We start from the raw sequence: 27,000 nt of genomic DNA, 5'->3' as shown, positions 1-27,000 counted from the left end.
TCCTACCTTGTTTTTTTGTTATTTAAGGAGTAAAAATGAAAGAGCAGAAACAAGTATTTAATATTGAAGTTCCGATTCCTGCTGATATGGTTCTGATTAGTCGATCTGAGTATTTAGATTTGATTCAAAAAGAAGAAGTCGGTCAATGGTGGACGATTGATAAGGTTGAGGAATTATTATCAATTAGTAAGACTAAGCTAGTAAATGATATTTTATTGAATCCTGCAATTAAAAAAGAAGTGGATATTGAGCAGAATGAAGATGGTTTTGTGTTATATCCAAAAACAAAGGGTTCACCGTATAGATTCCTTGCAAGGAAAACTAGAGAATACTTTGATAAAAACTATCAAAGAATATTATTGATGTTATAATGGAATAGTGATGATTGCTATTTAGGAAGGGGGAATTGTGGCAAGTTATCGACAACGTGGGAAAAGTAAACTTTGGGATTATCGAATTTTCGATAAGCAAGGAAAAGTTGTTGCGACAAATTCAGGCTTTAAGACGAAGCGTGAAGCTATGAATGAAGCGCAAGAGAAAGAACGTAAGTTGTTTCAATCGAATTATACAGCTAGATTTGATAGTAAGGCTACCTTGTATGGATTGTGGCAAGATTGGTATGATCTTGTGATATTGCCTTCAGAAAAGGCGAATGGAACGAAGGAAGGGTATTATTCAAGAGGTAAGGTGATAGAAAAACTATTCTCAGATATACCAGCTATGAGCCTTAACCATCAGGAATATCAGTCACGTTTGAATGATTTTGGAGAAAATGTAACGAAGGATCATTTAAGAAGAATCAATGCTGATATAAGGTCAACGATTAAATTTAGTCAAAGAAGTGGCTTGCAGATAACAGATATTACAGAAGATGTTAAAATCTATGGTTTGGAAGCTGGGAATATAGATGATAAGTATATTCATAGTATTTCTGAATATAAAGATTTGTTATCTCATTTACAGTCGAAGTTTAATTATAGGGAATCTGTGATACCATATCTGCTATATTTTCTATTTAAGACTGGTTTCAGGGTTGGTGAAGGAATGGCTGCTTGTTGGTCTGATATTGATTTTGAAAATAAAACAGTTAGAACATATCGGAGATATATAGGAGATAAGCAGGAGTTTGCACCTCCTAAAACGAAAACCTCGATTAGAGAAATTCCTATTGATGATGATTTAATACAAGTTTTAAAATCATTGAAAGTGGAACAGGACAAGATACTTTTTGATCGTGAAGAATTGAAGAAACACGATCTAGTATTCTATGATAGAAGATATAAAATACCTACTAATTCAGGTTTAAATAAAAGTCTAAAGGTTTGTTTAGATGAATTAGGAATAGGAAGTCAGGATATGACAGCGACAGCAGGTAGACACACTTATGGATCATATTTGTTGGCGAATGGAATTGATATTTGGGTAGTTGCTAGGTTACTTGGTCATAAGGATATACAGCAGATTATCAGGACTTATGGTCACGTGCTTCAAGAAGTTATTGATAAAGAATATGAAGTGGTCAGGGAAATAATGTTGGATAAAGAATAGAATTATTTTGACCAAAATTTGACCAAAAGTATTCAAAAGCCTATTAGAATAAGGTTTCTAAGCCTTAGTTCGATGCTTGCAGGGAGCGAAACTAGTCACAAAAACACTGGATAACCAGTGTTTTTTCTTGCTTTTATATGTCATAAGAAACCATGAAAATATATAGAGAGCAAGGAAACCGCTCTCTTTTATGATATAATAGACATAGATTGCTTAGGAGAAAGAGATGAAAAAAGGCTTATTAATTGGCTGCTTATCCATGGTTATACTATTCGCAATATTCATAATACTTAGTCCTATTATTGCAATGATGGATATGTGGGGTCTATTTGCCCATGCCAGTCGGAATGAACTGGAGCAAGCTGTACATCGTTCTTATGAGAACTACGGTCTTACAGGTCAGTTTGAGTTAGAAAAATATGAAAAAAACTATACAAGCGTTGGAGGATTTGTAATCCATGGTACTTACACTGAAAATATAGATGGTAAAACCTATCAGGCTAATTCTCGCTTTGAATACTATACTCGTCCTTCGGAAAACAAAAAGTATAAAAAGACGGATGCAGAAGTAGATTATGAACAAAACAAAAGAATTTATCAGGCTTTTCCAGAATTAGCCTATCTAGGAATTGAGATCAGTCCAGGCACCAGCGAATTTTTAAAAACGTTGGAGAATTCAATAACAGACCCTAAAATGACTGCTTTGAAGTACGAAGGGATTGATTTTCAATTTAACAGTAAATCTAGCAACATGTATCTTTATGATGAAATATTAGAGGAAAATCAAAGAAAAGGACAAGCATTACAAGGGATGTATCCTATGGATGCTCAATATCTTTTCCAAAAAGATATTTTTATACCAGAATTTCAATTTCGATATTATACTCCAGAAGACAAGAAAGATCAGTTATATAATGCCTATCTTGAAGACCTTGAATCGCAAATGAAAGAATTTTTTAACAATCAACCCTTACCAAACGGCCTTTATGCTGTAAAGATTGATAAATATGAGGGGAATAAACTTGTTAATAATAGTGGTGGATATTATGTGAAGATTGAGAATCGTCAAGTTGTGGAGTTTATCAAAGATTTACAGTAGGAGTTATTATTCTAGTGCTGTTTATAAAATCTTATAGCAATGATATGAGATTGAAGGTAGAACATACAAACTGATAAAGAGTGAGTAAAGGAGTAAGAACTATGTTAGGCATTTATATTGATTCTATAGGGGATAAGTCAGAGACCTATAAGTTGTTAAGAAACTATTCATCCTTGCCTCTTTCTCTAATTCAATCAAGAATAAGAAATCATGATACAGTCATGGAAGTGGATATTCTAGATTTGGACGAATTAAAAAAATTAAGAGTCCTTATTCATGACTTGAGTGGCATTGGAGCCATGGTTACTATGAAAGATTCGACTGGTGTTATCACCTTAAAAAGATTAAATAATATTATTACCACCTATGAAGAGATTGCGACTGAAAGAGAAGAATTAGACGCACTTATGTTTGATGAGGAAGAGTAATCCATAATTCAAAACACCCCAGGAGTTAGTTTTTTATCTCTAACTTCTGAGGTGCTTTTTTATATTCTAATAAATTTACAAGACCCAAGTACGAATCGCATGGGCTACACCTGATTCATCATTTGATTTAGTGATGTATTTGGCGATTTTTTTGAGTTCGGGGTTTCCGTTTTCCATAACAACTGGATTTCCAACGACTTCGAGCATAGCACGGTCATTTTCTTCATCTCCGATAGCCATAGTCTCATCTTTTGTCAATCCCAGTTTTTCAGCCAGATGTGTAATAGCTGAACCCTTATCTACACCTTTTTTGAGAAGTTCGAGGTAGAATGGTGCGGACTTATTAATAGAGTAACGCTCATAAAATTCTGCAGGAATATTTTCAATAGCGGCATCGAGAATTTCAGGCTCATCGATAAACATACATTTGACGATTTCCTTATCAGACATTTCTTCAGGTGTACGGTAGAAGATGGGCATGCTGACGAGGGTTGATTCGTGAACGGTATATTTTCCGATATTGCGATTGGCAGTGTATATGCCGTCCTTGGTAATAGCATGCATATGGACTCCAAGTTTACGGCTGAGAAATTCCATATCCAGATAGTCCTCGTAAGTCAAAGATTCGCTGATAATCTCATGACCATTAGAGGTTTCTTGAACAAGGGCACCGTTGAAGGTCACAACATAGTCCCCTTCGTCTCTCAACTGCAAGTCGTCAAGGAGTTTGGCAACACCAGCAATAGGGCGTCCTGTTGCAATGACAACCTTGACTCCAGCTGCTTTGGCATCTTGGATAGCAGCAAAAACTTCTGGAGTAATTTCTTTTTTGCTATTAACCAGGGTACCATCAATATCGACGGCGATTAGTTTTATACTCATAAATTTCCTCTGTTATTTCTTGTTTGGAGTAAAATGATCATTCTCAATCAGTTTTAAAAATTGTTGAATGATACTAGTGAAAATACTGTTTTGCTTAAGCATTTCTTTAGGGAAGTAGAAACGGTTGTCACCATGACGGCTTCCTGCGAGAGATTGGACGATTGGCGATAGGCTAGAAAGTTCTGCAAGTTCACCATTCTTTTGGACAATCTCGATTTGAGTTCTAGGATTTTCAGACTCTGGCCGATAAATATCGTAAGGAAGGTCGAAATTCTTATGAATAGCAGTGTAGTAGTTAGGGTCAAAACCAATTTCTTCTACTAAATTTCGCATGATTTCAAGTTTGTCTTGGTCTTCCTCAGAAAAAGTGATGGATTTGAAAACCTTACGATTAATGAAACGTTGTGATAAGTCAGCTAAAATCTTGTCTGTACTAGTCATCCAAAGTTGGAAGTAGGTATTCATAACTCCGTCATCAAGTGCAAGATAGTCAGACAAGGTTACCTTCTTCTCAAAAAATGGTAGTAGATGTGGGGATGTAAGAGCAAAGAATTCCTTATTTTCAGGATAGAGCTCCTTGGCACGTTTCAAAAGATTTTGCAGAAGGACTTCCATGGCGCGTGTAGCTGGGTGGAAATAAACCTGCATGTACATCTGGTAACGACTGAGTACATAATCCTCGATGGCATGCATCCCATTACGCTGAAAGGCAATGCCATTTTCAACAGGACGAATGACCCGAAGAATGCGTGTCAGGTCAAACTGGCCATAAAAAGCACCGGTGAAGTAGGAGTCACGAAGGAGATAGTCCATACGGTCTGCATCAATCTGGCTGGAAATCAGCTGCACCACTTGTTTGTTTGGATAAGTGTGGTCGATCACGCTGGCTACTTTTTTTGGAAAGTCTGGTGCTACCTGCAAAAGAACCTGATGAATCTCTGTTTCAGGGCTTTGAATAATTTCCTGGGTAATTGCCTCATGGTCAGTGTCAAAGAGATTTTCAAAAGTATGAGAGTAGGCACCATGTCCGAGATCATGTAGTAGAGCTGCAGTCATGGTTAAGAGAGACTCGTTAGAGTCCCATTCCTCAGGATATTTTTCCTCAAAAATCTCAGTGATTTGACGGGCAATTTCGTAGACACCCAAACAGTGAGAAAAACGACTATGCTCACCACCATGGAAAGTATAGCTAGATGTCCCAAGCTGTTTGATACGACGGAGCCGCTGAAATTCTTTGGTATTGATCAGGTCATAAATGACTTGATTATTAACGTGGATATAGTTGTGAACGGGGTCACGAAATACTTTTTCATTCATAAGACCATTATAGCAAATTCCTTCCCTTTTTGGTAAAATAGTAGGGATAAGTGAGAAGAAAGAGGAAGTTTTGTGAAGATTAGAATGAGAAATACCATCAAGTTCGATGAACAATTGGAAGTGATCGACCAACTTTATGATGTTGAATTACGTGAAAAGGGCGATTTTTCCTATCTTTTGTTTTACAATGAAGACCAAGAAAAAGTAGTTTTAAAATTTAATGGGGAGGAACTGGTCATGAGCCGTTTCTCAAATCCCAAGACCATCATGCGTTTTATCAAGGGAACTGATAGCTTGGCCTATATTCCAACACCGATGGGCATGCAGGAGTTTATCATCCAAACAAGCCACTATGAAGTTGGTGAAGAGAAGATTGAACTAGACTACCAACTACAGAACAAAGAGGGAGTCGCTTTTGCCAACTACCGTTTAGAAATAACTTGGGGATAAGTAAAGAGGCTGGGACAAAAGTCCTAGCCTCTCAATTGTCTTTAAATTGTCGAGCAAGATGCAGTGGTTGAGTGGGCTCTACTTTGCGGAGGTGGGACGACGAAATCGAATTGTAAGGAATTATCGATTTCTGTCCCACTCTCATTTGATATAGAGTTCTTGATTTTTTAAGACGATTTCACGTACGCTTGCAAATTTCTTAAGTTTTTTAAGTTCTTCTGGATGGCTTACAAGTGTGATGACATAGCCCTCTTTACCCATACGTCCTGTACGTCCAGCACGGTGAGTATAGGTTTCCGTATCTCTAGGGACGTCAAAGTTAATCACGCACTCCAAGCTATCAATATCAATCCCACGAGCTAGAAGGTCTGTCGCAAGAAGTAGCGTTAGTTGATTATCTTTGAACTTTTCTAAAATAACTTTTCTAAATTTAACGTTGACATCGCTCGCTAGCGAAACTGCTAAAACATCACGATATTGCAATTTTTCCTCTGCACTACCTAGGTCTGACAAGCTATTAAAGAAGACAAGTCCACGGAAATCTTCAACATGTGCCAGTTTACGAAGCATATCGACTCGGTGGCGTTGGTCCACCTGCATGTAGAAGTGTTGGATGTTATCTAGCTTTTGATCCGAAAGGTCAATGGTGCGCGTGTTAGGTGCAATCTTATCTTGGTCAAATTTGGTCGTGGCACTCATGTAGATGAGTTGGTGGTCACGAGGTGCGTAGTGGGTAATCTTCTCAACAAAGTGAATCTGAGAATCATCAAGCAGCTGATCGAATTCATCTAGAATGATGGCTTCCACGTTCATCATCTTGATTTTTTTCAATTTGACCAGTTCAAAGATACGACCAGGTGTTCCAATCAGAATTTCTGGTCCTTTTTTAAGTCGTTCAATTTGGCGTTTCTGGCTCGAACCGGATAGAAACAGCTGAGCTGTTAGTCCGACGGCCTCACCCCAGGTTTTAGTGACTTCAAAGATCTGTCCAGCAAGCTCAGTATTCGGTGCTAAAATCAATAGTTGTTGGGCTTTTTTCTTTTGGAGTTTGAGAAGACTAGGTAGGAGATAGGCCAAAGTCTTTCCTGTTCCTGTTGGACTGACTCCCAGAAGATTTTCACCTTCTGTTATAGGCTCAAAAAGTTGTTCTTGAATGGGAGTAAATTCTTGGAAACCCAGTTGGACAATCAATTCTTGCCATTCGGTAGGTAGTTTAGTTTTCATTTTTCTGCCTCAAATCTAATGCCAGCAACCTGGCGCATGGTGTAAAGTAGGTTATGGACGTGTGTCGCATCATCTATCCAGGATTGGTAGAGTACCTGGTTTGATTGCTTAATCATCTTTGCAAAAGCAGCAACTTCCTCAGTCATGGTGTGAGGAGCCTGCTGGATAGGAAGTTGAACTTCATTTCCTTGATGGTCGGTAAAAATAGCTGATTGGATATGCTCGATAGTATTGAGTGTCAAGGTTCCGTCAGTAGTATAAATTTCGCAAGGAAGATTAGAAGTGATATTCTTTCCTGCTTTGATGTGTACTTGATAGTTCGGATAGGAGAGAATACCATCCCCATTTAAATCAATGCTATTATTTAGTTTCTGAGCTTGATAGGTTGCATGAGTCGGTTTTCCAAATAAGCGAACAGCGGCATAAATCGGATAAATACCAAGATCCATAAGTGCCCCACCTGCAAAACGATCTGAGAAAACGTTTGGAGTATTGCCAGCAAGGAGTTCAGGCATTTTAGATGAATATTTGGCAAAGTTAAAATCTGCACCAAGAACCTGTTTGTCTGCAAGAAAACTCTTAATTGTAGCGAAAGCATCTTCGTGGTAGTTTCTTGCTGCTTCAAAGATAAAACAGTGATGTTCTTTAGCTGTCTGAACTAAATCCTGCCATTCTTGTGGTTGGGAAACAGCTGGTTTTTCAAGGATGACATGTTTGCCAGCAGATAAAGCCATCTTTGCCTGACTATAGTGCAATGAATTCGGACTTGCAATGTATACCACATCGAATGAATCATTAAAGAAATCATTTAACTGATCAAATAGCTTAACGCCTTGATACTGTTCAACAAACTTTTCTGCGGTTTCTAGTTTTCTTGAATAGACTGCCACTAATTGAAATTTCCCGCTAGTATGAGCAGCCTCAACAAAATGGTGACTGATTGAACTAGTTCCGATGATACCAAGTTTTAGCATAGAAACTCCTTTTCCACAAGTAATGATTGATTTCATTATATCATAGAAAGAGTCAACTCGTTAAGGTGAGAGAATTCTTTTGCTTTGAACTTTCGAAATTTCTAGAAAAAATGGTACAATAGTGACAGTATATTTAGGAGTTTAGTATGAGATTATTACCTATGAGAAAAATTTCTCGTCATTCAAAAAGATTGGCGCTTTTTTTGACTTTTTGTGCGGGTTATGTAGATGCCTATACCTTTATTGTAAGAGGGAACACCTTAGTCGCTGGGCAGACAGGGAATGTGGTCTTTTTATCAGACGGCATCGTTCAGAAAAATCTAGCGGATGCTGAACTAAAGATATTGACACTTTTATCTTTCATGTTAGGCGTTTTTATGCTTACGATTTACAAGGAAAAACTTCGCATTGTTAAAAAGCCAATTCTATCACTTGTTCCATTAGCTATTTTATCGTTAATAATCGGATTTATTCCACTGAATGTTGATAACATTTTTATTGTTCCTCCTCTGGCTTTTTGTATGGGTCTCGTTACAACAGCTTTTGGAGAAGTTTCTGGAATTGCCTATAACAATGCCTTTATGACGGGAAATATCAAACGCACCATGTTAGCTTTTGGTGAATACGTCCGAACCAAGCATACAGCATTTTTAATGGAGGGATTGATTTTTGTGAGCCTACTTATTAGTTTTATTCTAGGAGTAATATTTTCAGCTTACTTAACCATTGTTTTCAACGAAAAAACGATTTTAGGCGTTCCCATCATGATGAGTATTTTTTATCTAAGTATGGTTTTATCTGCTTTCCGAAAAAAGTCTACTAAAACGCTGAATTTTGAGTGAAAATACTTGTCAAAAATTTAGAATCATGCTATACTTGTAGAGTTGACTATGCACATGCCTGTGCAACCGCTCGATCATCGTTGCTCATTCTTATGAGCTTAAGTGGTTCGTCCCACGATGCTAGGCGAGTCTTCACAAAAATTCGGGGAAACCCCAAAAAATCATAGGAGGTGCATAATGAGCACATACGCAATTATCAAAACTGGCGGAAAACAAGTTAAAGTTGAAGTTGGTCAAGCAGTTTACGTTGAAAAATTGAACGTTGAAGCTGGTCAAGAAGTTACTTTTAACGAAGTTGTTCTTGTTGGTGGTGAAAACACTGTTGTCGGAACTCCACTTGTTGCTGGAGCTACTGTAGTTGGAACTGTTGAAAAACAAGGAAAACAAAAGAAAGTTGTTACTTACAAGTACAAACCTAAAAAAGGTAGCCACCGTAAACAAGGTCACCGTCAACCATACACTAAAGTTGTCATTAACGCAATCAACGCTTAATTTTAAGGAGAACACATGATACAAGCAGTCTTTGAGAGAGCCGAAGATGGCGAGCTGAGGAGTGCGGAAATTACTGGACACGCCGAGAGTGGCGAATACGGCTTAGATGTCGTGTGTGCATCGGTTTCTACGCTTGCCATTAACTTTATCAATTCCATTGAGAAATTTGCAGGCTATGAACCAATCTTAGAATTAAACGAAGATGAAGGTGGCTATCTGATGGTTGAAATTCCAAAAGATCTACCTTCACACCAGAGAGAAATGACTCAGTTATTCTTTGAATCATTTTTCTTAGGTATGGCAAACTTATCGGAGAACTCTTCTGAGTTCGTCCAAACCAGAGTTATCACAGAAAACTAACACGGAGGAAAACATTATGTTAAAAATGACTCTTAACAACTTGCAACTTTTCGCCCACAAAAAAGGTGGAGGTTCTACATCAAACGGACGTGATTCACAAGCTAAACGTCTTGGAGCTAAAGCAGCTGACGGACAAACTGTTTCAGGTGGATCAATCCTTTACCGTCAACGTGGTACACACATCTATCCAGGTGTAAACGTTGGACGTGGTGGAGACGATACTTTGTTCGCTAAAGTTGAAGGCGTAGTACGTTTTGAACGTAAAGGTCGCGATAAGAAACAAGTTTCTGTTTACCCAATCGCTAAATAAGAAGGTCCCTTGAACCTTTTTATCCCGAGCCTTGAAATAAAGAGGTGAGGATGCTTAAAAAAGCACTAAACAAAGCTTTCCGAAAATTTCGGAAAGCTTTTTTCTTGATTAAAATCAGAGAATAAAAATTTTAAAAAAAGCTATGAAAACTATTAGAAATCAATTTTCTTTTAAGAGACTGATTTAATCTATAATGATAGATAATAAGAAAGAAATATGGTATAATATAGGGTGAGACCTTATGAATAAATAGTGAAAGAGTATATATAAAATAATGAAAAAAATTGTCATTAACGGTGGGCGTCCATTAAAGGGTGAGATTACCATTAGTGGTGCAAAAAATAGTGTAGTAGCCCTGATTCCTGCTATTATTTTATCAGATGATGTTGTAATTTTGGACTGTGTTCCAGATATCTCTGATGTCGCTAGTTTGGTTGATATCATGGAAATTATGGGTGCGAGTGTTAAGCGCTATGATGACGTTCTAGAAATTGATCCTCGTGGTGTTCAAAATAAACCAATGCCATACGGTAAGATTAACAGTCTTCGCGCATCTTATTATTTCTATGGTAGCCTTCTTGGACGTTTCGGTGAAGCAACAGTAGGTTTACCTGGTGGATGCGATTTGGGCCCTCGTCCAATTGACTTACACCTAAAAGCCTTTGAAGCGATGGGAGCTAAAACTACTTATGAGGGAGACAATATGAATCTCTCAACAAATGGTTCTAGGTTGCAAGGGGCACACATCTACATGGATACTGTAAGTGTTGGAGCAACGATTAATACGATGCTTGCAGCGGTAAAAGCCCAAGGACGTACAGTCATTGAAAATGCTGCTCGTGAACCCGAAATCATTGATGTAGCTACTTTGTTAAACAATATGGGAGCTCATATTCGTGGTGCGGGTACAGATATTATTGCAATTGATGGTGTTGAATCCCTTCATGGAACTCGTCACCAAGTTATTCCTGACCGTATCGAAGCAGGTACCTATATTTCTTTGGCAGCAGCGGTTGGTAAAGGGATTCGTATCAATAATGTACTCTACGAACATCTTGAAGGTTTTATTGCAAAACTTGAAGAAATGGGTGTTCATATGACTGTTTCTGAAGATAGTATCTACGTTGAAGAACAAACAAATCTCAAGGCTGTAAACATCAAAACAGCTCCATATCCTGGATTTGCAACAGACCTTCAACAGCCGATTACTCCTCTTCTGTTAAAAGCAGAAGGGCGAGGAACACTGATTGATACCATTTATGAGAAACGTGTGAATCATGTCTTTGAATTAGCCAAAATGAACGCAGATATTACGACAACCAATGATCACATTCTCTATAAGGGTGGCAATCCTTTACACGGTGCAAGTGTGAGAGCGACTGACCTACGTGCAGGAGCGGCCTTGGTTATTGCCGGATTAATGGCTGAAGGTAAAACAGAAATTACTAGTGTAGAGTTCATTTTAAGAGGCTACTCAAACATTATTGAGAAATTACGTAACCTTGGAGCAGATATTGAGCTAATCGAAGATTAGCAATTTTGAGGAACACCATGAATATCTGGACAAAATTAGCAATGTATTCTTTCTATGAGACGGAACGTTTGTATTTCCGTCCATTCTTTTTTACAGATGTAGACGACTTTCATCAGTTAGCATCAGACCCTGAAAATCTCCAGTTTATTTTTCCTACCCAAGCCAGCATTGAGGAAAGTCAATATGCTCTTGCTAACTACTTTATGAAATCACCTTTAGGAATTTGGGCTATTTGTGATCAAAAGGACCAAAAAATGATTGGAGCTATCAAGTTTGAAAAGCTGGATGAAATACGGAAAGAAGCGGAAATTGGCTATTTTTTAAGGAAAGACTATTGGTCTCAAGGATATATGACGGAAGCAGTGACTAAATTACGCGATTTGTCTATGGATCAGTTTGAATTAAAGCAACTTTCTATTGTGACGCATTTAGAAAATAGTGCTAGTCAAAAGGTTGCACAAAAATCAGGCTTCGTTCTATATCGTCGTTTCAAGGGTAGTGATCGATATACTCGTAAGATGCGGGATTATCTAGAATTTCGCTATACAAAAGGAGAGCTAAATGAGTAAACACCAAGAAATTTTAGCTTATTTAGAAGAATTACCAGTCGGAAAACGGGTCAGTGTTCGAAGTATTTCAAATAGGCTGGGAGTGAGTGATGGTACAGCTTATCGTGCTATCAAAGAAGCTGAAAATAGAGGATTAGTTGAAACACGTCCTCGAAGCGGAACGATCCGTGTCAAGTCAAAAAAAGTTGCCATTGAGAGATTAACCTTTGCAGAAATTGCAGAAGTCACTGGTTCGGAAGTTTTAGCTGGTCAGGCTGGTCTAGATAGAGAATTCAGTAAATTCTCCATCGGAGCCATGACAGAAAAGAATATTCTTTCTTATCTTCATGATGGCGGTCTACTTATTGTCGGTGACAGAACACGAATCCAATTATTGGCACTTGAAAATGAAAATGCTGTCTTGGTAACAGGTGGATTTGAAGTTCATAAAGATGTTTTGGATGCTGCTAATAAGAAAAATATCCCAGTGTTACGCAGTAAACATGACACATTTACCATTGCAACCATGATTAACCGAGCTTTGTCAAATGTACAAATAAAGACAGATATTTTAACGGTTGAAAAAATCTATCGGACTTGTCATGAATATGGTTTTTTACAGGAAACGGATACTGTAAAAGATTATTTAGATTTAGTTCGTAAGAACAGAAGTAGTCGCTTCCCTGTTATCAATCAGCATAAGGTTGTTGTGGGTGTCGTGACCATGCGTGATGCTGGAGATAAGTCACCAGGGACTACCATTGATAAGGTCATGACAAGAACTGTCTACATGACTGGTTTAGCCACAAATATTGCTAACGTGAGCCAGAGAATGATTGCTGAAGATTTTGAAATAGTACCTGTTGTACGGAGCAATCAAACCTTGCTTGGTGTTATTACTAGACGTGATGTCATGGAAAAAATGAGTCGTTCTCAGGTCTCAACCTTACCAACCTTTTCAGAACAGATTGGACAGAAGCTATCTTATCATCATGATGAAGTTGTTATTACAGTCGAACCCTTTATGTTAGAAAAAAATGGTGTTCTGGCTAATGGTGTTCTTTCAGAAATCTTGACTCATATGACGCAAGACTTGGTTGTTAATAGCGGGCGTAACCTCATCATTGAACAAATGTTGATTTACTTCTTACATGCTGTTCAGATTGATGATGTTCTACGTATTCAAGCTAGAATAATTCATCATACGAGACGATCGGCTATTATTGATTATGACATTTATCTCAATCATCAAATTGTATCAAAAGCAAATGTAACTGTAAAAATTAATTAGAATCTAGGAGTAAACATGATTACATTAAAATCAGCTAGAGAAATCGAAGCTATGGATAAGGCCGGTGATTTTCTTGCAAGCATTCACATTGGCTTGCGTGATATCATCAAGCCAGGTGTTGATATGTGGGAAGTAGAAGAGTATGTTCGCCGTCGTTGTAAAGAAGAGAATTTCCTTCCACTACAGATTGGTGTTGATGGGGCAATGATGGACTATCCATATGCAACCTGCTGTTCACTCAATGAAGAAGTAGCCCATGCTTTTCCACGCCACTATATTTTGAAGGAAGGCGATTTGCTGAAGGTTGATATGGTTCTTGGTGGGCCAATCGCTAAGTCTGACCTCAATGTTTCTAAACTCAACTTTAATAACGTTGAGCAGATGAAAAAATATACTCAAAACTTTACGGGCGGCTTGGCAGATTCTTGTTGGGCTTACGCTGTTGGAAAACCGTCAGAAGAAGTTAAAAACTTAATGGACGTGACCAAGGAAGCTATGTACATTGGTATTGAAAAAGCTCTTGTAGGAAACCGTATTGGAGATATTGGAGCTGCTATTCAGGAATATGCTGAAAGTCGTGGTTACGGAGTTGTTCGTGATCTTGTAGGACACGGTGTTGGTCCAACTATGCATGAAGAACCAATGGTGCCTAACTATGGTATCGCAGGTCGCGGTCTCCGCCTTCGTGAAGGCATGGTTTTGACAATCGAACCTATGATCAATACAGGTGATTGGGAAATCGATACAGACATGAAAACAGGCTGGGCCCACAAAACTATCGACGGTGGTCTATCATGTCAGTATGAACACCAGTTTGTTATTACCAAGGATGGACCTGTAATCTTGACAAGTCAAGGTGAAGAAGGAACTTATTAATAAAAAAAGGGGAGCTGAGCTCCTTTTTTTATTCGTTAAAGTTGAAATTAAATTTGCGTAGCAGATATCTTACAAACGTTTTCTTTTATAGTAAAATAAAAGATGACTATATGAAAGAAGGTTCTTAATTGGAAAGTATTATATTTTTTATCTCTGTGTTTTTAGCTGGTGTCTTGTCATTCTTTTCGCCCTGCATTTTCCCATTGTTACCAGTCTATGCAGGTGTTTTATTAGATGATCAAGAGGAGTCAAAGACATTTCGTTTTTTAGGTAAAGAGGTTGCCTGGTCAGGATTAATTCGGACACTCTGTTTTATCGCAGGTATCTCTCTGATTTTCTTTATTCTAGGGTTTGGGGCAGGATTTCTCGGAAACTTACTCTATGCTGATTGGTTCCGTTATGTTATGGGTGGTATTATTATCATACTAGGCTTACATCAGATGGAAATCCTTCATTTACGAAAACTAGAGTTCCAAAAAACAGTAACGTTTAATCAAAAACAGTCTAGCAAATATCTGTCAGCCTTTCTATTAGGTATCAGCTTCAGCTTTGGTTGGACTCCGTGTATTGGTCCAGTTTTAAGTTCAGTTTTAGCACTGGCTGCCTCGGGAGGAAATGGAGCTCTTCAGGGGGCTTTATTGACCCTTATCTATACTCTCGGAATGGCGCTTCCATTTTTAGTATTGGCCTTGGCATCAGGTCTGATCATGCCTTATTTTAGTAGAATTAAATCTCACCTCCTCTTATTGAAGAGAATTGGTGGTTTACTGATTATCCTCATGGGAATTTTATTGATGTTGGGACAGTTAAATGTCTTATCTGGAATATTAGGATAAAAGGAGTTATTTATGAAAAAAATAATCTATTTTGGACTTAGTTTCTTATCTATCTTTCTTTTGATTGCTTGTGGCAAAGAAGAAAAAAAATCAAGTCAGCAAACTCAAACGAGTCAAACACAACAGCAAGCAACTGTTAAACAGGTGGCTGTAGGATCGGAAGCACCTGACTTTACCCTTCAATCGATGGATGGAAAAGAAGTGAAATTATCAGATTATAAAGGAAAGAAAGTTTATCTTAAATTTTGGGCTTCTTGGTGCGGACCTTGTAAAAAGAGTATGCCAGAATTGATGGAACTTGCTGCCAAAGAAGATCGTGGTTTTGAAATATTATCTGTCATTGCACCAGGTCTACAAGGTGAAAAAACAATAGACCAATTTCCAAAATGGTTTGAGGAACAAGGATATAAGGATATACCTGTCTTGTATGACACCCAGGGAACAACCTTCCAAGCTTATCAGATTCGAAGTATCCCAACAGAATATCTAATTGATTCAAACGGTAAAATTGCTAAGATTCAGTTAGGTGCGATTAGCAATGCAGACGCGGAAGCAGCTTTTGCTCAAATGGATTAGAGTTATAAAAAATGTCTAGACAGTTTTGTCTAGACATTTCTTTTTTTAAAATTGAATATAATTAGTTTTTAGAAGCTTCTTGGAATTCAGGGTTTTTCCAAGCTTCATCAATGATAGCTTTCAATTCTTTAGCAGAAGCTTGCATTTTTTGAGTTTCAGCGTCGTTCAATGGGATGTTCACTGGACGTACAATACCGTGTGCTCCAACAACAGCTGGTTGACCGATGAAGACGTCTTTGATTCCGTATTGGCCTTCTTGGAATACAGAAAGTGGAAGTACTGCATTTTCATCATCAAGGATTGCTTTAGTGATACGAGCAAGGGCAACGGCGATACCATAGTATGTAGCACCTTTTTTGTTGATGATTGTGTAAGCAGCGTCACGAACACCTTCGAACAATTCGATCAATTCAGTTTCTTGAACGTTTTGAGTGTCCTTAAGGAATTCTTCAAGGTTAACACCAGCAATGTTAGCGTGTGACCAAACGGCAAATTCTGAGTCACCGTGTTCACCCATGATGTAGGCGTGAACTGAACGAGCGTCTACATCCAATTTTTCAGCAAGGGCTTGACGGAAACGAGCTGAGTCAAGAGAAGTACCTGAACCGATAACACGTTCTTTAGGGAATCCTGAGAATTTCCATGTAGAGTATGTCAAAACGTCAACTGGGTTAGCAGCTACAAGGAAGATACCGTTAAATCCTGATTCAACAACTTGTGTTACGATTGATTTGTTGATTGCAAGGTTTTTACCAACAAGATCAAGACGAGTTTCACCTGGTTTTTGAGGAGCACCAGCAGTGATAACTACAAGGTCAGCGTCCGCACAGTCAGCGTATTCAGCAGCATAGATTTTTTTAGGTGAAGTGAAAGCAAGGGCGTGGCTAAGGTCAAGAGCGTCACCAACAGCTTTTTCGTGTAATTGAGGAATTTCAATGATACCAAGTTCTTGGGCAATTCCTTGGTTAACAAGAGCGAAAGCGTAAGATGAGCCTACGGCACCATCACCAACGAGGATAACTTTTTTGTGTTGTTTAGTTGCTGTCATTAGTCTAAACATCTCCTTTGTTTTTTTAAGGGTAATACCCTGTTTGTTTTCATTCTATCACTTTTAAATAGCTTTGTCACGGATATAACATCCACTTATCAATGTAAACGTTTTAGATGTACTGAAAGCTGAAATTTAGGTCGAACTATGGTATAATATATCTAGTTACTAATAGTGAAATGAGGCATTTTTTAATGCAAGATAAAAATCTAGTGAATGTCAATCTGACTAAGGAGATGAAGACTAGCTTTATCGACTACGCTATGAGCGTTATCGTATCGCGAGCTCTTCCTGATGTTCGGGATGGACTGAAGCCAGTTCATCGTCGTATTTTATACGGGATGAATGAATTAGGTGTTACACCTGATAAACCTCATAAGAAATCTGCTCGTATTACCGGGGATGTCATGGGTAAATATCACCCACATGGTGACTCTTCAATTTACGAAGCTATGGTTCGTATGGCACAATGGTGGAGTTATCGTTACATGCTTGTTGACGGGCATGGGAACTTTGGTTCCATGGATGGTGATGGAGCTGCGGCTCAACGTTATACTGAAGCCCGTATGAGTAAAATTGCTCTTGAAATGCTTCGTGATATCAATAAAAACACGGTTGATTTCGCTGATAACTATGATGCCAATGAACGCGAACCTTTAGTTTTGCCAGCTCGTTTCCCAAATCTCTTGGTCAATGGAGCTACGGGTATTGCTGTCGGTATGGCGACCAATATTCCACCACATAACTTGGGTGAAACCATTGATGCAGTGAAGTTGGTCATGGATAATCCAGAAGTTACAACCAAGGAATTAATGGAAGTTCTTCCTGGTCCAGATTTCCCAACTGGTGCCCTTGTTATGGGGAAATCAGGTATTCATAAGGCTTATGAAACAGGGAAAGGATCGATTGTGCTTCGTTCCCGTACTGAAATCGAAGAAACTAAGACTGGTCGCGAACGTATCGTTGTAACAGAATTTCCATACATGGTTAATAAGACCAAAGTCCATGAACATATTGTGCGTTTGGTTCAGGAAAAACGCATTGAAGGAATTACAGCTGTTCGTGACGAATCGAACCGTGAAGGTGTCCGCTTTGTTATTGAAGTTAGACGCGACGCATCAGCTAATGTTATTTTGAACAACTTATTCAAGATGACTCAGATGCAGACTAGCTTTGGTTTTAACATGCTTGCTATCCAAAATGGTGTTCCAAAGATTTTATCGCTTCGCCAAATCTTGGATGCATACATTGAGCACCAAAAAGAAGTTGTAACTCGTCGCACTCAATTTGATAAAGAAAAAGCTGAGGCACGCGCACACATTTTAGAAGGTCTCTTGATTGCACTTGATTATATTGATGAAGTCATTCGTATTATCCGTGCAAGCGAGACTGACGAAGAAGCTCAAGCAGAATTGATGAGCAAGTTCAAGCTATCTGAACGTCAAAGTCAAGCTATTCTTGATATGCGTCTTCGTCGTTTGACAGGATTGGAACGTGATAAGATTCAATCTGAGTATGATGACCTTATTGCTTTGATTGCTGACTTAGCAGATATTCTTGCAAAACCAGAACGCGTTGCTCAAATCATCAAAGAAGAATTGGATGAAGTCAAACGTAAGTTTGGAGATAAACGTCGTACAGAGTTGATGGTTGGTGAAGTCTTAACGCTTGAAGATGAAGACTTGATTGAAGAAACTGATGTTCTCATCACTCTATCAAATAAAGGCTATATCAAACGTTTGGACCAAGATGAGTTCACAGCTCAGAAACGTGGTGGACGTGGGGTCCAAGGTACTGGAGTTAAGGATGATGATTTTGTTCGTGAGTTGGTTTCAACAAGTACTCACGATCACTTGCTCTTCTTTACCAATAAGGGGCGTGTTTACAGACTTAAGGGTTATGAAATTCCTGAATACGGTCGTACAGCCAAGGGATTACCTGTTGTAAACCTCTTGAAGCTGGACGAAGGTGAAAGTATCCAAACGATTATTAATGTCGAATCAGAACGTAGTGATGATGCATATCTCTTCTTTACAACTCGTGCAGGTATCGTTAAGAGAACCAGCGTCAAAGATTTTGCAAACATTCGTCAAAATGGTCTCAAAGCTTTAAATTTGAAAGATGAAGATGAATTGATTAATGTCCTTCTTACTCAAGAAGATACAGATATCATCATCGGAACTAAATTAGGTTATGCAGTTCGTTTCAATCAGTCTTCAGTTCGTAGTATGAGTCGTAGTGCTACTGGTGTTAAAGGGGTAAATCTTCGTGAAGGAGATGCTGTAGTTGGAGCTAGAGTGATTACAGACCAAGATGAAGTCCTTATTATCACCGAAAAAGGATACGGTAAACGTACAGTTGCCACAGAATATCCAACTAAAGGTCGTGCTGGTAAAGGTATGAAAACCGCTAAGATTACTGATAAAAATGGTCACCTTGCAGGCCTTCTCACAGTAAAAGGCGATGAAGACTTGATGGTTATCACAGATACGGGTGTCATGATTCGAACCAATGTTGCCAATATTTCACAAACTGGACGTTCTACTATGGGAGTAAAAGTGATGCGTCTAGATGAGAATGCTAAGATTGTAACCTTTACTACAGTCGCAGCGGCAGAGAAGGAAGAAGTTGGGGCAGAAAACGAAACAGAAAGTGAAGAATAATGTCTCAAAAAAGAACGAAAAGTAAAAAAAATAAGCGTAAGAATCTGCTGATTAATATTTTGGCTGGATTTCTCATCCTTTTGTCTCTAGCTTTGATTTTTAACTCGAAAATACGAGATGTAATTTTGATTTGGAATACCAATAAATATCAAGTAAGCCAGGTTTCAAAAGAAGAAATTGAGGAGAATAAAAGTGCTGCTGGAAATTTTGATTTTGATTCTGTAAAATCCTTATCTTCAGAGGCAGTACTTTCTGCTCAATGGAGTTCCCAGCAACTTCCCGTGATTGGTGGAATTTCTATACCAGAACTTGAAATGAACTTACCTATTTTTAAGGGGTTGGATAATGTGAATCTTTTCTATGGTGCTGGAACGATGAAAGCTAATCAGGTTATGGGACAGGGAAATTATTCATTAGCAAGTCACCGTATCTTTACTGGTAAAGATGCTGATCAGAAGCTATTTTCACCTTTAGCACGTGCTACTAGTGGAATGTTCATTTATCTAACTGATAAAGAAAAGGTTTATAAATATGAAATAGTAGAAGTTAATAAGGTCACTCCAGATCGTATCGATGTTATTGAAGATCGAGAAGGGATTAATGAGTTGACTTTAGTAACCTGTGAAGATGCTAATGCTACAGAACGGATTATTGTTAAAGCAAATTTGAAGGAAGTTAAAAATTATTTAGAAGCTTCTCCAGAAATATTGCAATCGTTTAATAAACCATATAAACAATTTTATGAATAGTAGAAGAGGCTGGGACAAAAGTCCTAGCCTCTCAATTGTCTTTGGATTGTCGAGCAAGACGCAGTGGTTGAGTGGGCTCTACTAAGCTGATTTCATCAGCTTTTACAGCCCCACTCAACTTTGCGGAGGTGAGACGACGAAATCGAATTCTAACAAATTACCGATTTCTGTCCCACTCTCTTTTCTGGTCAATTTCAGAAAATAGATAGGAAAAAGACTTTTCAATTTTGGTAAAAAGTAGTATAATGTTTCTATTATAGAAATTTTTAGAAAATTCCGAAAGAGGTTTGTTATGGGATACACAGTTGCTATTGTCGGTGCTACAGGTGCCGTTGGTGCTCAAATGATCAAAATGTTGGAAGAATCAACTCTTCCAATTGATAAGATTCGCTACTTGGCGTCTGCACGTTCTGCGGGAAAAGTTTTGCAATTCAAAGGGCAAGATGTGACGATTGAAGAAACGACAGAAGATGCTTTTGAAGGCGTTGATATCGCACTTTTCTCAGCTGGTGGATCTACCTCTGCTAAATATGCACCATACGCTGTTAAAGCAGGTGCAGTAGTGGTTGATAATACATCTTACTTCCGTCAAAACCCAGATGTACCTTTGGTTGTACCCGAGGTCAATGCACATGCGCTTGATGTCCATGATGGAATCATCGCCTGCCCTAACTGTTCAACCATCCAAATGATGGTGGCTCTTGAACCCGTTCGTCAAAAATGGGGCTTGGACCGTATCATCGTTTCAACTTACCAGGCTGTTTCAGGAGCTGGAATGGGTGCTATTCTTGAAACCCAACGTGAACTTCGTGAAGTCTTGAATGACGGCGTAAATCCACGTGATTTGCATGCGGAAATCTTACCATCAGGTGGCGATAAGAAACACTATCCAATTGCTTTTAATGCTCTTCCTCAAATTGATGTCTTCACTGATAATGACTACACTTACGAAGAGATGAAGATGACTAAGGAAACTAAGAAAATCATGGAAGATGATAGCATTGCAGTTTCAGCAACATGTGTTCGTATTCCTGTTTTGTCAGCCCACTCTGAGTCGGTTTATATCGAAACAAAAGAAGTAGCACCAATCGAAGAAGTAAAAGCAGCCATTGCGGCCTTCCCAGGAGCTGTTCTTGAAGACGATGTTGCCCACCAAATTTACCCACAAGCTGTTAATGCTGTCGGTTCACGTGATACATTTGTTGGACGTATCCGTAAAGACTTGGATGCAGAAAAAGGGATCCATATGTGGGTAGTCTCTGATAACCTTCTTAAAGGTGCAGCATGGAACTCAGTACAAATTGCTGAGACTTTACATGAACGTGGCTTGGTTCGTCCAACTACAGAATTAAAATTTGAATTGAAATAGGGAGCAAAACAGAAATCAGTAACTCCAAGAGTTTGATTTCGTAGTTTTGCCCCCGCACAGTTGATTAGGAAGTGCGAATGTTGGAAACATGAGTAGTTCCAATCAACCACTGCGTTATGAAACAGAAATCAGCAACTCCAAGAGTTTGATTTCTCCTTCGCTAGCTAGCGAATCTACTTATTTTATGTACAGAACAGGAGGCAAAGGCAAGTATGCCCCAGCCTCTTTCTTATATAGAGAAAGGTTTTTTCTATGTCTTATCAAGATTTACAAGATTGTAAAATTATCACGGCCTTTATTACTCCTTTTCATGAAGATGGGTCCATAAATTTCGACGCGATTCCGAAATTGATTGAACATCTATTGGCACATCACACAGACGGAATTCTCTTGGCGGGTACGACTGCTGAGAGTCCAACTCTTACTCATGATGAGGAGTTGCAGTTGTTTGCAGCTGTTCAGAAGGTTGTTAATGGGCGTGTCCCTTTAATCGCTGGTGTTGGTACCAATGATACTCGAGACTCTATTGAGTTCGTCAAAGAAGTGGCAGAATTTGGAGGTTTTGCAGCTGGTCTTGCTATTGTTCCTTACTATAATAAACCATCCCAAGAAGGTATGTACCAGCACTTTAAAGCTATTGCAGACGCTTCTGATTTACCAATTATTATCTATAATATTCCGGGTCGTGTAGTAGTTGAATTGACGCCTGAGACCTTGCTTCGCCTAGCAGAACATCCAAACATCATTGGTGTCAAAGAATGTACCAGTCTTGCGAATATGGCCTATTTGATTGAGCATAAACCAGAAGAATTCTTGGTATACACAGGTGAAGATGGAGATGCTTTCCATGCGATGAATTTGGGAGCAGATGGTGTTATCTCAGTTGCTTCTCATACTAATGGTGATGAAATGCATGAAATGTTCACTGCGATTGAAGAGAGTGATATGAAGAAAGCGGCAGCTATTCAACGTAAGTTTATTCCCAAGGTTAATGCTCTCTTCTCATACCCAAGTCCTGCACCTGTTAAGGCAGTCCTCAACTATATGGGATTCGAAGCAGGTCCAACTCGCCTCCCATTGGTTCCTGCGCCTGAAGAGGATGCTAAACGCATTATCAAGGTTGTTATTGACGGAGACTATGAAGCGACTAAAGCGACTGTCACTGGAGTTCTTCGTCCTGATTACTAACATCATAAACATAGATAGAAACTTCCTAACAAGTAAAATTGTTGGGAGTTTTTTTCTTTTTCTACGAATATATAAATAGAGAGAGAAAAAAGGAGTCGATCATGAAAATTAAGATTGATAATTTCGAGATTTATAAGTTAAAGCAAGCAGGTTTAAGTAATCAGCAGGTTCTAAAAGTACTTCAATACGGAGAAATTTATGATCAGGAATTGAGTTTAGAGACAATCGCTGAAGCTTCGGAGTGTCGTAATCCAGTCGTTTTTATGGAGCGGTATCATAAACTGACTTTTGAAAGCATGGAACTCCTGCAGAAAGATTTTGAAAAGTTCCCATCATTTTCGATTTTGGACGATGTTTATCCCATTTCACTCAGTGAAATTTATGATGCTCCAGTATTGCTTTTTTACAAAGGAGATCTCAATCTTTTAAAACTACCCAAGATTGCCGTTGTTGGTAGTCGCTCTTGTAGCCAAACAGGAACAAAGTCAGTCCGTAAAGTCATTGAGGAACTGGAAAATGAATTAGTTGTGGTGAGTGGACTTGCTAGAGGAATTGATACAGCAGCCCATATGTCTATTCTACAAACTGGGGGCAAAACGATTGGAATTATTGGAACTGGTTTAGATGTCTATTATCCACGTTCCAATAAACGACTTCAAGAATATATTGGAGAACATCATTTGCTTCTAAGCGAGTACGGTCCAGGAGAAGAACCTTTGAAATACCACTTTCCTGCACGAAATCGTATTATTGCGGGCTTATGTAGAGGAGTCATCGTTGCAGAAGCTAAAATGAGATCAGGAAGCTTAATCACTTGTGAGCGAGCAATGGAAGAAGGAAGAGATGTTTTTGCAATTCCAGGTTCCATTTTAGATGGTCGTTCAGATGGTTGTCACCATTTGATCCAAGAAGGAGCGAAGTTAGCAACTTGTGGGCAAGATATTCTTGCTGAGTTTGAGTTTTAATGAATAATATGATTTCATTTATCAAACTTTTCTTCTATTATATGGGTGTTATGTCTTGACAGGTTTTTAAAAATGGTTTACACTTTATAAAGTTTATTACTTTGAAAAGGTGTGATACTGTGGTAACGGCAACCAAAAAGAAAAAATCAACAAGTAAAAAAAATCTTGTAATCGTGGAATCGCCTGCTAAGGCGAAGACGATTGAAAAATATCTGGGACGCAATTATAAGGTTTTGGCCAGCGTGGGACATATCCGTGATTTGAAAAAGTCAAGTATGTCAGTCGACGTGGAAAATAATTACGAACCGCAATATATCAATATTCGCGGGAAAGGTCCTCTCATCAATGATCTGAAAAAAGAAGCTAAGAAAGCCGATAAAGTCTTTCTTGCAAGTGACCCGGACCGAGAAGGGGAGGCTATTTCATGGCATTTAGCGCATATTTTAGATCTAGACGAGAATGATACCAACCGTGTTGTTTTCAATGAGATTACCAAAGATGCAGTTAAGAATGCCTTTAAAGAACCTCGTAAAATCAATATGGATTTGGTCGATGCCCAGCAAGCACGTCGTGTTTTGGACCGCTTGGTAGGTTATTCTATTTCACCAATTCTTTGGAAGAAGGTCAAGAAGGGATTATCAGCTGGGCGCGTGCAGTCTGTCGCACTTAAGCTAATCATTGACCGTGAAAATGAAATCAATGCCTTCCAACCAGATGAATATTGGACGATTGATGGTGTCTTTAAAAAAGGTGCTAAGCAATTCCAAGCTTCTTTTTATGGAATGAATGGCAAGAAGATGAAGTTGACTACCAATGATGAAGTCAAAAAAGTTTTATCTCATTTGAACAGCAAGGATTTTACAGTTGATCAAGTAGATAAAAAGGAAAGAAAGCGCAATGCTCCTCTTCCATATACAACGTCTTCTATGCAGATGGATGCTGCTAACAAGATTAACTTCCGTACTCGAAAGACGATGATGGTTGCTCAGCAACTCTATGAAGGAATCAATATTGGTACAGGTGTCCAAGGTTTGATCACCTATATGCGTACGGATTCTACTCGTATCAGTCCAGTTGCTCAGAATGAAGCCGCTAGCTACATCAATGAAAGTTTTGGTAGTAAGTATTCTAAACATGGTAGCAAGGTGAAAAATGCCTCTGGCGCTCAAGACGCCCACGAAGCTATTCGTCCTTCAAGTGTCTTTAATACACCTGAGAAAATTGCTAAGTATTTGGATAAAGACCAGCTAAAACTTTATACACTTATTTGGAACCGCTTTGTAGCGAGTCAAATGACTGGTGCAATTTTTGATACCATGGCTGTGAAACTGTCACAAAATGGTGTTCAATTCGCGGCGAATGGTAGTCAGGTTAAGTTTGATGGTTATTTAGCCATTTACAACGATTCTGATAAAAATAAGATGCTGCCTGATATGAAAGTAGGAGATGTGGTCAAACAGGTCAACAGCAAACCTGAACAACATTTCACACAACCGCCTGCACGATATTCAGAAGCAACACTGATTAAAACTTTAGAAGAAAACGGAGTTGGACGTCCATCTACTTATGCTCCAACCATTGAAACAATCCAAAAACGTTACTATGTAAGACTCGCATCTAAACGCTTTGAACCAACCGATCTAGGACAAGTTGTTAACAAGCTGATTGTCGAATACTTCCCAGATATTGTTAATGTGAAGTTTACCGCTGAGATGGAAGGGAAACTGGATGATGTCGAGGTCGGTAAAGAACAATGGCAACGAGTCATTGATGAATTTTACAAACCATTCTCTAAAGAGGTTGCAAAAGCTGAAGCAGAGATGGAAAAAATTCAAATCAAGGATGAACCAGCAGGATTTGACTGTGAAGTTTGTGGAAGTCCTATGGTGATCAAGATTGGACGCTTCGGTAAGTTTTATGCATGTAGCAATTTCCCAGATTGCCGACATACGCAAGCTATCGTTAAAGAAGTCGGTGTTACATGTCCAAGTTGCCATCAAGGTCAGATCATCGAACGTAAAACCAAGCGTAATCGTATTTTCTATGGATGCAATCGTTATCCAGAATGTGAATTTACTTCTTGGGACAAGCCTGTTGGGCGTGATTGTCCAAAATGTGGTCACTTCCTCATGGAGAAGAAAATCCGTGGTGGCGGAAAACAAATTGTATGTAGCAATGGTGACTACGAAGAAGAAAAGATTAAATAAAAATAATTAGGGCTGAAATGATAATTTCAGCTCTTTTTAATTTAAACTTGACAGAACTCAGCATTTTATGGGAAACTAGAAGAACATTAATCTTAACTAGGAGTCAACATGCGCATCATTTATCTCAGTATTGGATTCATCTCATTAGCTTTAGCCATCGTTGGTGTAGTCTTGCCTTTATTACCAACGACCCCATTTCTTTTATTGTCAATTGCCTGTTTTTCAAAATCTTCTAAACGGTTTGAAGATTGGCTCTATCATACCAAGCTCTATCAAACTTATGTTGCGGACTTTAGAGAAACTAAGTCTATTGCACGTGAACGTAAGAAGAAGATTATTGTTTCGATTTATATTTTGATGGGAATTTCCATTTATTTTGCTCCACTTTTACCTGTTAAAATTGCTTTAGGCTGCTTAACAGTATTTATAACCTATTATCTCTTTAAGGTCATACCAGATAAAGAATAATTTTAAAAAGGTTTGATTTCACTTGATAAAAAACAGAGGTTACTAAGAATAATATGATATAATAACATTAAAGAAACCTTCAAGGAGTATCAAATGATTTACGAATTTTGTGCTGAAAATGTGACCTTGCTTGAAAAAGCTATGCAGGCAGGAGCTCGCCGTATTGAGCTCTGTGATAATTTAGCAGTTGGTGGAACAACTCCAAGCTACGGAGTAACCAAGGCAGCTGTGGAACTGGCATCCGACTATGATACGACCATTATGACAATGATTCGTCCACGGGGTGGTGACTTTGTCTACAATGACTTAGAAGTTGCCATCATGCTCGACGATATTCGTCTTACTGCACAGGCAGGTAGCCAAGGGGTTGTCTTTGGTGCATTGACAGCAGATAAGAAGTTGGACAAAGCCAACCTTGAAAAATTGATTGCAGCATCTAAAGGAATGGAAATTGTGTTCCATATGGCTTTTGATGAATTAAGTGATAAAGATCAGTTAGAAGCGATTGACTGGCTCAGTCAAGCTGGAGTAAGACGTATCCTGACCCGAGCTGGTGTATCTGGTGACTCTCTAGAGAAACGCTTTGCTCACTATCATAGAATTCTAGAACACGCAGCCGGTAAAATTGAAATTCTACCTGGTGGAGGAATTGACATGGACAACCGTCAAACCTTTATCGACCAACTGGGTGTGACACAATTACATGGAACCAAGGTTGTCTTCTAAAAAATAGAAAGGAACTGCTAGCTTTGGGTA

The 27,000-nt window shown here is 38.6% G+C and carries 28 protein-coding genes and 1 other annotated feature; of the genes, 23 read left to right on the top strand and 5 right to left on the bottom strand.

The genetic code is table 11. The features are described from left to right. Window positions 1-35: 35 nt before the first annotated feature. The 4 genes from AC3E9F_RS05550 to AC3E9F_RS05535 all read left to right on the top strand — a co-directional run bounded on the left by AC3E9F_RS05550 (window position 36) and on the right by AC3E9F_RS05535 (window position 3,075). A complete protein-coding gene (locus AC3E9F_RS05550; protein WP_247912471.1) occupies window positions 36-371 on the top strand; it encodes a DUF771 domain-containing protein in 336 nt (111 codons plus the stop codon). A gap of 37 nt (window positions 372-408) precedes the next feature. Beyond that, a complete protein-coding gene (locus AC3E9F_RS05545; protein ID WP_490672895.1) occupies window positions 409-1,548 on the top strand; it encodes a site-specific integrase in 1,140 nt (379 codons plus the stop codon). 226 nt (window positions 1,549-1,774) lie between these two features. Further along, the gene (locus tag AC3E9F_RS05540; protein ID WP_263393491.1) at window positions 1,775-2,647 is read left to right on the top strand and encodes a hypothetical protein; all 873 of its coding nucleotides are present in this window, start codon (window positions 1,775-1,777) and stop codon (window positions 2,645-2,647) included. Between the two features lie 101 nt (window positions 2,648-2,748). Continuing rightward, complete coding sequence (locus AC3E9F_RS05535; protein WP_263393492.1) at window positions 2,749-3,075, top strand: 50S ribosomal protein L7/L12; 327 nt, start codon at window positions 2,749-2,751, stop codon at window positions 3,073-3,075. A 75-nt stretch (window positions 3,076-3,150) separates the two neighbouring features. Here the strand turns inward: AC3E9F_RS05535 and yidA are convergent, their stop codons facing one another. Continuing rightward, window positions 3,151-3,957, bottom strand: coding sequence for a sugar-phosphatase (gene yidA / locus AC3E9F_RS05530; protein WP_263393493.1), 807 nt, complete (start codon window positions 3,955-3,957; stop codon window positions 3,151-3,153). Window positions 3,958-3,969: 12 nt separating this feature from the next. After that, complete coding sequence (locus AC3E9F_RS05525) at window positions 3,970-5,274, bottom strand: HD domain-containing protein (RefSeq protein WP_490672894.1); 1,305 nt, start codon at window positions 5,272-5,274, stop codon at window positions 3,970-3,972. A gap of 72 nt (window positions 5,275-5,346) precedes the next feature. On the opposite strand from AC3E9F_RS05525, the gene AC3E9F_RS05520 reads away from it, so the two are divergent. Beyond that, on the top strand, window positions 5,347-5,724 hold the full coding sequence (locus AC3E9F_RS05520) for a YwiB family protein (protein WP_152905317.1): 378 nt from the start codon (window positions 5,347-5,349) through the stop codon (window positions 5,722-5,724). Between the two features lie 141 nt (window positions 5,725-5,865). On the opposite strand, the gene AC3E9F_RS05515 is transcribed toward AC3E9F_RS05520, so the two are convergent. Together AC3E9F_RS05515 and AC3E9F_RS05510 are read right to left on the bottom strand one after the other, a co-directional pair. After that, window positions 5,866-6,948 carry a DEAD/DEAH box helicase gene (locus tag AC3E9F_RS05515; protein ID WP_263393495.1) on the bottom strand — a complete coding sequence of 361 codons (1,083 nt, stop codon included), beginning with the start codon at window positions 6,946-6,948 and terminating at the stop codon, window positions 5,866-5,868. Next, a complete protein-coding gene (locus tag AC3E9F_RS05510; RefSeq protein WP_263393496.1) occupies window positions 6,945-7,922 on the bottom strand; it encodes a Gfo/Idh/MocA family protein in 978 nt (325 codons plus the stop codon). The genes AC3E9F_RS05515 and AC3E9F_RS05510 overlap by 4 nt, the downstream gene beginning before the upstream one ends. A 146-nt stretch (window positions 7,923-8,068) precedes the next feature. Here AC3E9F_RS05510 and AC3E9F_RS05505 point away from each other — a divergent pair, with 146 nt between their 5' ends. The 10 genes from AC3E9F_RS05505 (at window position 8,069) to sdbB (ending at window position 15,587) form a co-directional block, all read left to right on the top strand. Next, window positions 8,069-8,764 (top strand): YoaK family protein, encoded by a 696-nt coding sequence (locus AC3E9F_RS05505; protein ID WP_263393497.1) that lies wholly within the window; start codon window positions 8,069-8,071, stop codon window positions 8,762-8,764. A gap of 54 nt (window positions 8,765-8,818) precedes the next feature. Then, window positions 8,819-8,906: a sequence feature (ribosomal protein L21 leader region), on the top strand. Between the two features lie 35 nt (window positions 8,907-8,941). Continuing rightward, window positions 8,942-9,256: a 50S ribosomal protein L21 gene (rplU, locus tag AC3E9F_RS05500; RefSeq protein WP_000109141.1), complete on the top strand. Its 315-nt coding sequence runs from the start codon at window positions 8,942-8,944 to the stop codon at window positions 9,254-9,256. 15 nt (window positions 9,257-9,271) lie between these two features. After that, a complete protein-coding gene (locus AC3E9F_RS05495) occupies window positions 9,272-9,616 on the top strand; it encodes a ribosomal-processing cysteine protease Prp (RefSeq protein WP_000613699.1) in 345 nt (114 codons plus the stop codon). Between the two features lie 16 nt (window positions 9,617-9,632). Next, complete coding sequence (gene rpmA, locus AC3E9F_RS05490) at window positions 9,633-9,926, top strand: 50S ribosomal protein L27 (protein WP_006154204.1); 294 nt, start codon at window positions 9,633-9,635, stop codon at window positions 9,924-9,926. 274 nt (window positions 9,927-10,200) lie between these two features. Further along, window positions 10,201-11,460 carry a UDP-N-acetylglucosamine 1-carboxyvinyltransferase gene (murA, locus tag AC3E9F_RS05485; protein WP_263393498.1) on the top strand — a complete coding sequence of 420 codons (1,260 nt, stop codon included), beginning with the start codon at window positions 10,201-10,203 and terminating at the stop codon, window positions 11,458-11,460. 17 nt (window positions 11,461-11,477) lie between these two features. After that, window positions 11,478-12,029, top strand: a complete 552-nt coding sequence (locus AC3E9F_RS05480) for a GNAT family N-acetyltransferase (protein WP_263393499.1) — start codon at window positions 11,478-11,480, stop codon at window positions 12,027-12,029. Next, window positions 12,022-13,299, top strand: a complete 1,278-nt coding sequence (spxR, locus tag AC3E9F_RS05475; protein WP_263393500.1) for a CBS-HotDog domain-containing transcription factor SpxR — start codon at window positions 12,022-12,024, stop codon at window positions 13,297-13,299. Before AC3E9F_RS05480 ends, spxR begins: the two co-directional genes overlap by 8 nt. A 15-nt stretch (window positions 13,300-13,314) precedes the next feature. Continuing rightward, complete coding sequence (locus tag AC3E9F_RS05470; protein WP_214261823.1) at window positions 13,315-14,175, top strand: methionyl aminopeptidase; 861 nt, start codon at window positions 13,315-13,317, stop codon at window positions 14,173-14,175. Between the two features lie 128 nt (window positions 14,176-14,303). Further along, complete coding sequence (gene ccdA2, locus AC3E9F_RS05465; protein ID WP_263393501.1) at window positions 14,304-15,011, top strand: thiol-disulfide oxidoreductase-associated membrane protein CcdA2; 708 nt, start codon at window positions 14,304-14,306, stop codon at window positions 15,009-15,011. Window positions 15,012-15,023: 12 nt separating this feature from the next. Then, entirely contained in the window at window positions 15,024-15,587 is a 564-nt protein-coding gene (gene sdbB / locus AC3E9F_RS05460; RefSeq protein ID WP_263393502.1) for a thiol-disulfide oxidoreductase-associated lipoprotein SdbB, read from the top strand. A gap of 61 nt (window positions 15,588-15,648) precedes the next feature. Here the strand turns inward: sdbB and AC3E9F_RS05455 are convergent, their stop codons facing one another. Then, the gene (locus AC3E9F_RS05455; RefSeq protein WP_247921451.1) at window positions 15,649-16,635 is read right to left on the bottom strand and encodes an L-lactate dehydrogenase; all 987 of its coding nucleotides are present in this window, start codon (window positions 16,633-16,635) and stop codon (window positions 15,649-15,651) included. 194 nt (window positions 16,636-16,829) lie between these two features. On the opposite strand from AC3E9F_RS05455, the gene gyrA reads away from it, so the two are divergent. From gyrA to AC3E9F_RS05415, 8 genes are all read left to right on the top strand, one after another. Beyond that, on the top strand, window positions 16,830-19,298 hold the full coding sequence (gene gyrA, locus AC3E9F_RS05450; protein WP_263393503.1) for a DNA gyrase subunit A: 2,469 nt from the start codon (window positions 16,830-16,832) through the stop codon (window positions 19,296-19,298). Continuing rightward, window positions 19,298-20,047 (top strand): class A sortase, encoded by a 750-nt coding sequence (locus tag AC3E9F_RS05445; protein WP_263393504.1) that lies wholly within the window; start codon window positions 19,298-19,300, stop codon window positions 20,045-20,047. The genes gyrA and AC3E9F_RS05445 overlap by 1 nt, the downstream gene beginning before the upstream one ends. 292 nt (window positions 20,048-20,339) lie before the next feature. After that, window positions 20,340-21,416, top strand: a complete 1,077-nt coding sequence (locus AC3E9F_RS05440) for an aspartate-semialdehyde dehydrogenase (RefSeq protein ID WP_263393505.1) — start codon at window positions 20,340-20,342, stop codon at window positions 21,414-21,416. A gap of 252 nt (window positions 21,417-21,668) precedes the next feature. Beyond that, complete coding sequence (dapA, locus tag AC3E9F_RS05435; protein ID WP_263393506.1) at window positions 21,669-22,604, top strand: 4-hydroxy-tetrahydrodipicolinate synthase; 936 nt, start codon at window positions 21,669-21,671, stop codon at window positions 22,602-22,604. Between the two features lie 107 nt (window positions 22,605-22,711). Beyond that, window positions 22,712-23,569, top strand: coding sequence for a DNA-processing protein DprA (gene dprA / locus AC3E9F_RS05430; protein WP_490672942.1), 858 nt, complete (start codon window positions 22,712-22,714; stop codon window positions 23,567-23,569). A 119-nt stretch (window positions 23,570-23,688) separates the two neighbouring features. Further along, window positions 23,689-25,776 carry a type I DNA topoisomerase gene (gene topA, locus AC3E9F_RS05425; protein WP_263394528.1) on the top strand — a complete coding sequence of 696 codons (2,088 nt, stop codon included), beginning with the start codon at window positions 23,689-23,691 and terminating at the stop codon, window positions 25,774-25,776. 108 nt (window positions 25,777-25,884) lie between these two features. Next, entirely contained in the window at window positions 25,885-26,244 is a 360-nt protein-coding gene (locus AC3E9F_RS05420) for a YbaN family protein (protein WP_225750258.1), read from the top strand. Between the two features lie 93 nt (window positions 26,245-26,337). Next, on the top strand, window positions 26,338-26,970 hold the full coding sequence (locus AC3E9F_RS05415; protein WP_263393508.1) for a copper homeostasis protein CutC: 633 nt from the start codon (window positions 26,338-26,340) through the stop codon (window positions 26,968-26,970). Window positions 26,971-27,000 lie beyond the last annotated feature (30 nt).

The organism is Streptococcus sp. SCPM-O-B-15277 (M60) (assembly GCF_058200335.1).
Note: the sequence above shows the minus strand (reverse complement) of the source record. Positions and strands in the feature narration are given on the sequence as shown.

Excerpts from the sequence above, each read along its gene's own strand:
- AC3E9F_RS05480 (WP_263393499.1), top strand. The coding sequence starts at position 11,478 with ATGAATATCTGGACAAAATTAGCAATGTATTCTTTCTATGAGACGGAA.
- gyrA (WP_263393503.1), top strand. The coding sequence starts at position 16,830 with ATGCAAGATAAAAATCTAGTGAATGTCAATCTGACTAAGGAGATGAAG.
- AC3E9F_RS05445 (WP_263393504.1), top strand. The coding sequence starts at position 19,298 with ATGTCTCAAAAAAGAACGAAAAGTAAAAAAAATAAGCGTAAGAATCTG.
- AC3E9F_RS05495 (WP_000613699.1), top strand. The coding sequence starts at position 9,272 with ATGATACAAGCAGTCTTTGAGAGAGCCGAAGATGGCGAGCTGAGGAGT.
- sdbB (WP_263393502.1), top strand. The coding sequence starts at position 15,024 with ATGAAAAAAATAATCTATTTTGGACTTAGTTTCTTATCTATCTTTCTT.
- AC3E9F_RS05550 (WP_247912471.1), top strand. The coding sequence starts at position 36 with ATGAAAGAGCAGAAACAAGTATTTAATATTGAAGTTCCGATTCCTGCT.
- dapA (WP_263393506.1), top strand. The coding sequence starts at position 21,669 with ATGTCTTATCAAGATTTACAAGATTGTAAAATTATCACGGCCTTTATT.
- AC3E9F_RS05470 (WP_214261823.1), top strand. The coding sequence starts at position 13,315 with ATGATTACATTAAAATCAGCTAGAGAAATCGAAGCTATGGATAAGGCC.
- AC3E9F_RS05515 (WP_263393495.1), bottom strand. The coding sequence starts at position 6,948 with ATGAAAACTAAACTACCTACCGAATGGCAAGAATTGATTGTCCAACTG.
- spxR (WP_263393500.1), top strand. The coding sequence starts at position 12,022 with ATGAGTAAACACCAAGAAATTTTAGCTTATTTAGAAGAATTACCAGTC.
- AC3E9F_RS05525 (WP_490672894.1), bottom strand. The coding sequence starts at position 5,274 with ATGAATGAAAAAGTATTTCGTGACCCCGTTCACAACTATATCCACGTT.
- rpmA (WP_006154204.1), top strand. The coding sequence starts at position 9,633 with ATGTTAAAAATGACTCTTAACAACTTGCAACTTTTCGCCCACAAAAAA.
- AC3E9F_RS05510 (WP_263393496.1), bottom strand. The coding sequence starts at position 7,922 with ATGCTAAAACTTGGTATCATCGGAACTAGTTCAATCAGTCACCATTTT.
- AC3E9F_RS05420 (WP_225750258.1), top strand. The coding sequence starts at position 25,885 with ATGCGCATCATTTATCTCAGTATTGGATTCATCTCATTAGCTTTAGCC.
- AC3E9F_RS05535 (WP_263393492.1), top strand. The coding sequence starts at position 2,749 with ATGTTAGGCATTTATATTGATTCTATAGGGGATAAGTCAGAGACCTAT.
- AC3E9F_RS05540 (WP_263393491.1), top strand. The coding sequence starts at position 1,775 with ATGAAAAAAGGCTTATTAATTGGCTGCTTATCCATGGTTATACTATTC.
- yidA (WP_263393493.1), bottom strand. The coding sequence starts at position 3,957 with ATGAGTATAAAACTAATCGCCGTCGATATTGATGGTACCCTGGTTAAT.
- AC3E9F_RS05505 (WP_263393497.1), top strand. The coding sequence starts at position 8,069 with ATGAGATTATTACCTATGAGAAAAATTTCTCGTCATTCAAAAAGATTG.
- AC3E9F_RS05440 (WP_263393505.1), top strand. The coding sequence starts at position 20,340 with ATGGGATACACAGTTGCTATTGTCGGTGCTACAGGTGCCGTTGGTGCT.
- murA (WP_263393498.1), top strand. The coding sequence starts at position 10,201 with ATGAAAAAAATTGTCATTAACGGTGGGCGTCCATTAAAGGGTGAGATT.
- AC3E9F_RS05455 (WP_247921451.1), bottom strand. The coding sequence starts at position 16,635 with ATGACAGCAACTAAACAACACAAAAAAGTTATCCTCGTTGGTGATGGT.
- AC3E9F_RS05415 (WP_263393508.1), top strand. The coding sequence starts at position 26,338 with ATGATTTACGAATTTTGTGCTGAAAATGTGACCTTGCTTGAAAAAGCT.
- rplU (WP_000109141.1), top strand. The coding sequence starts at position 8,942 with ATGAGCACATACGCAATTATCAAAACTGGCGGAAAACAAGTTAAAGTT.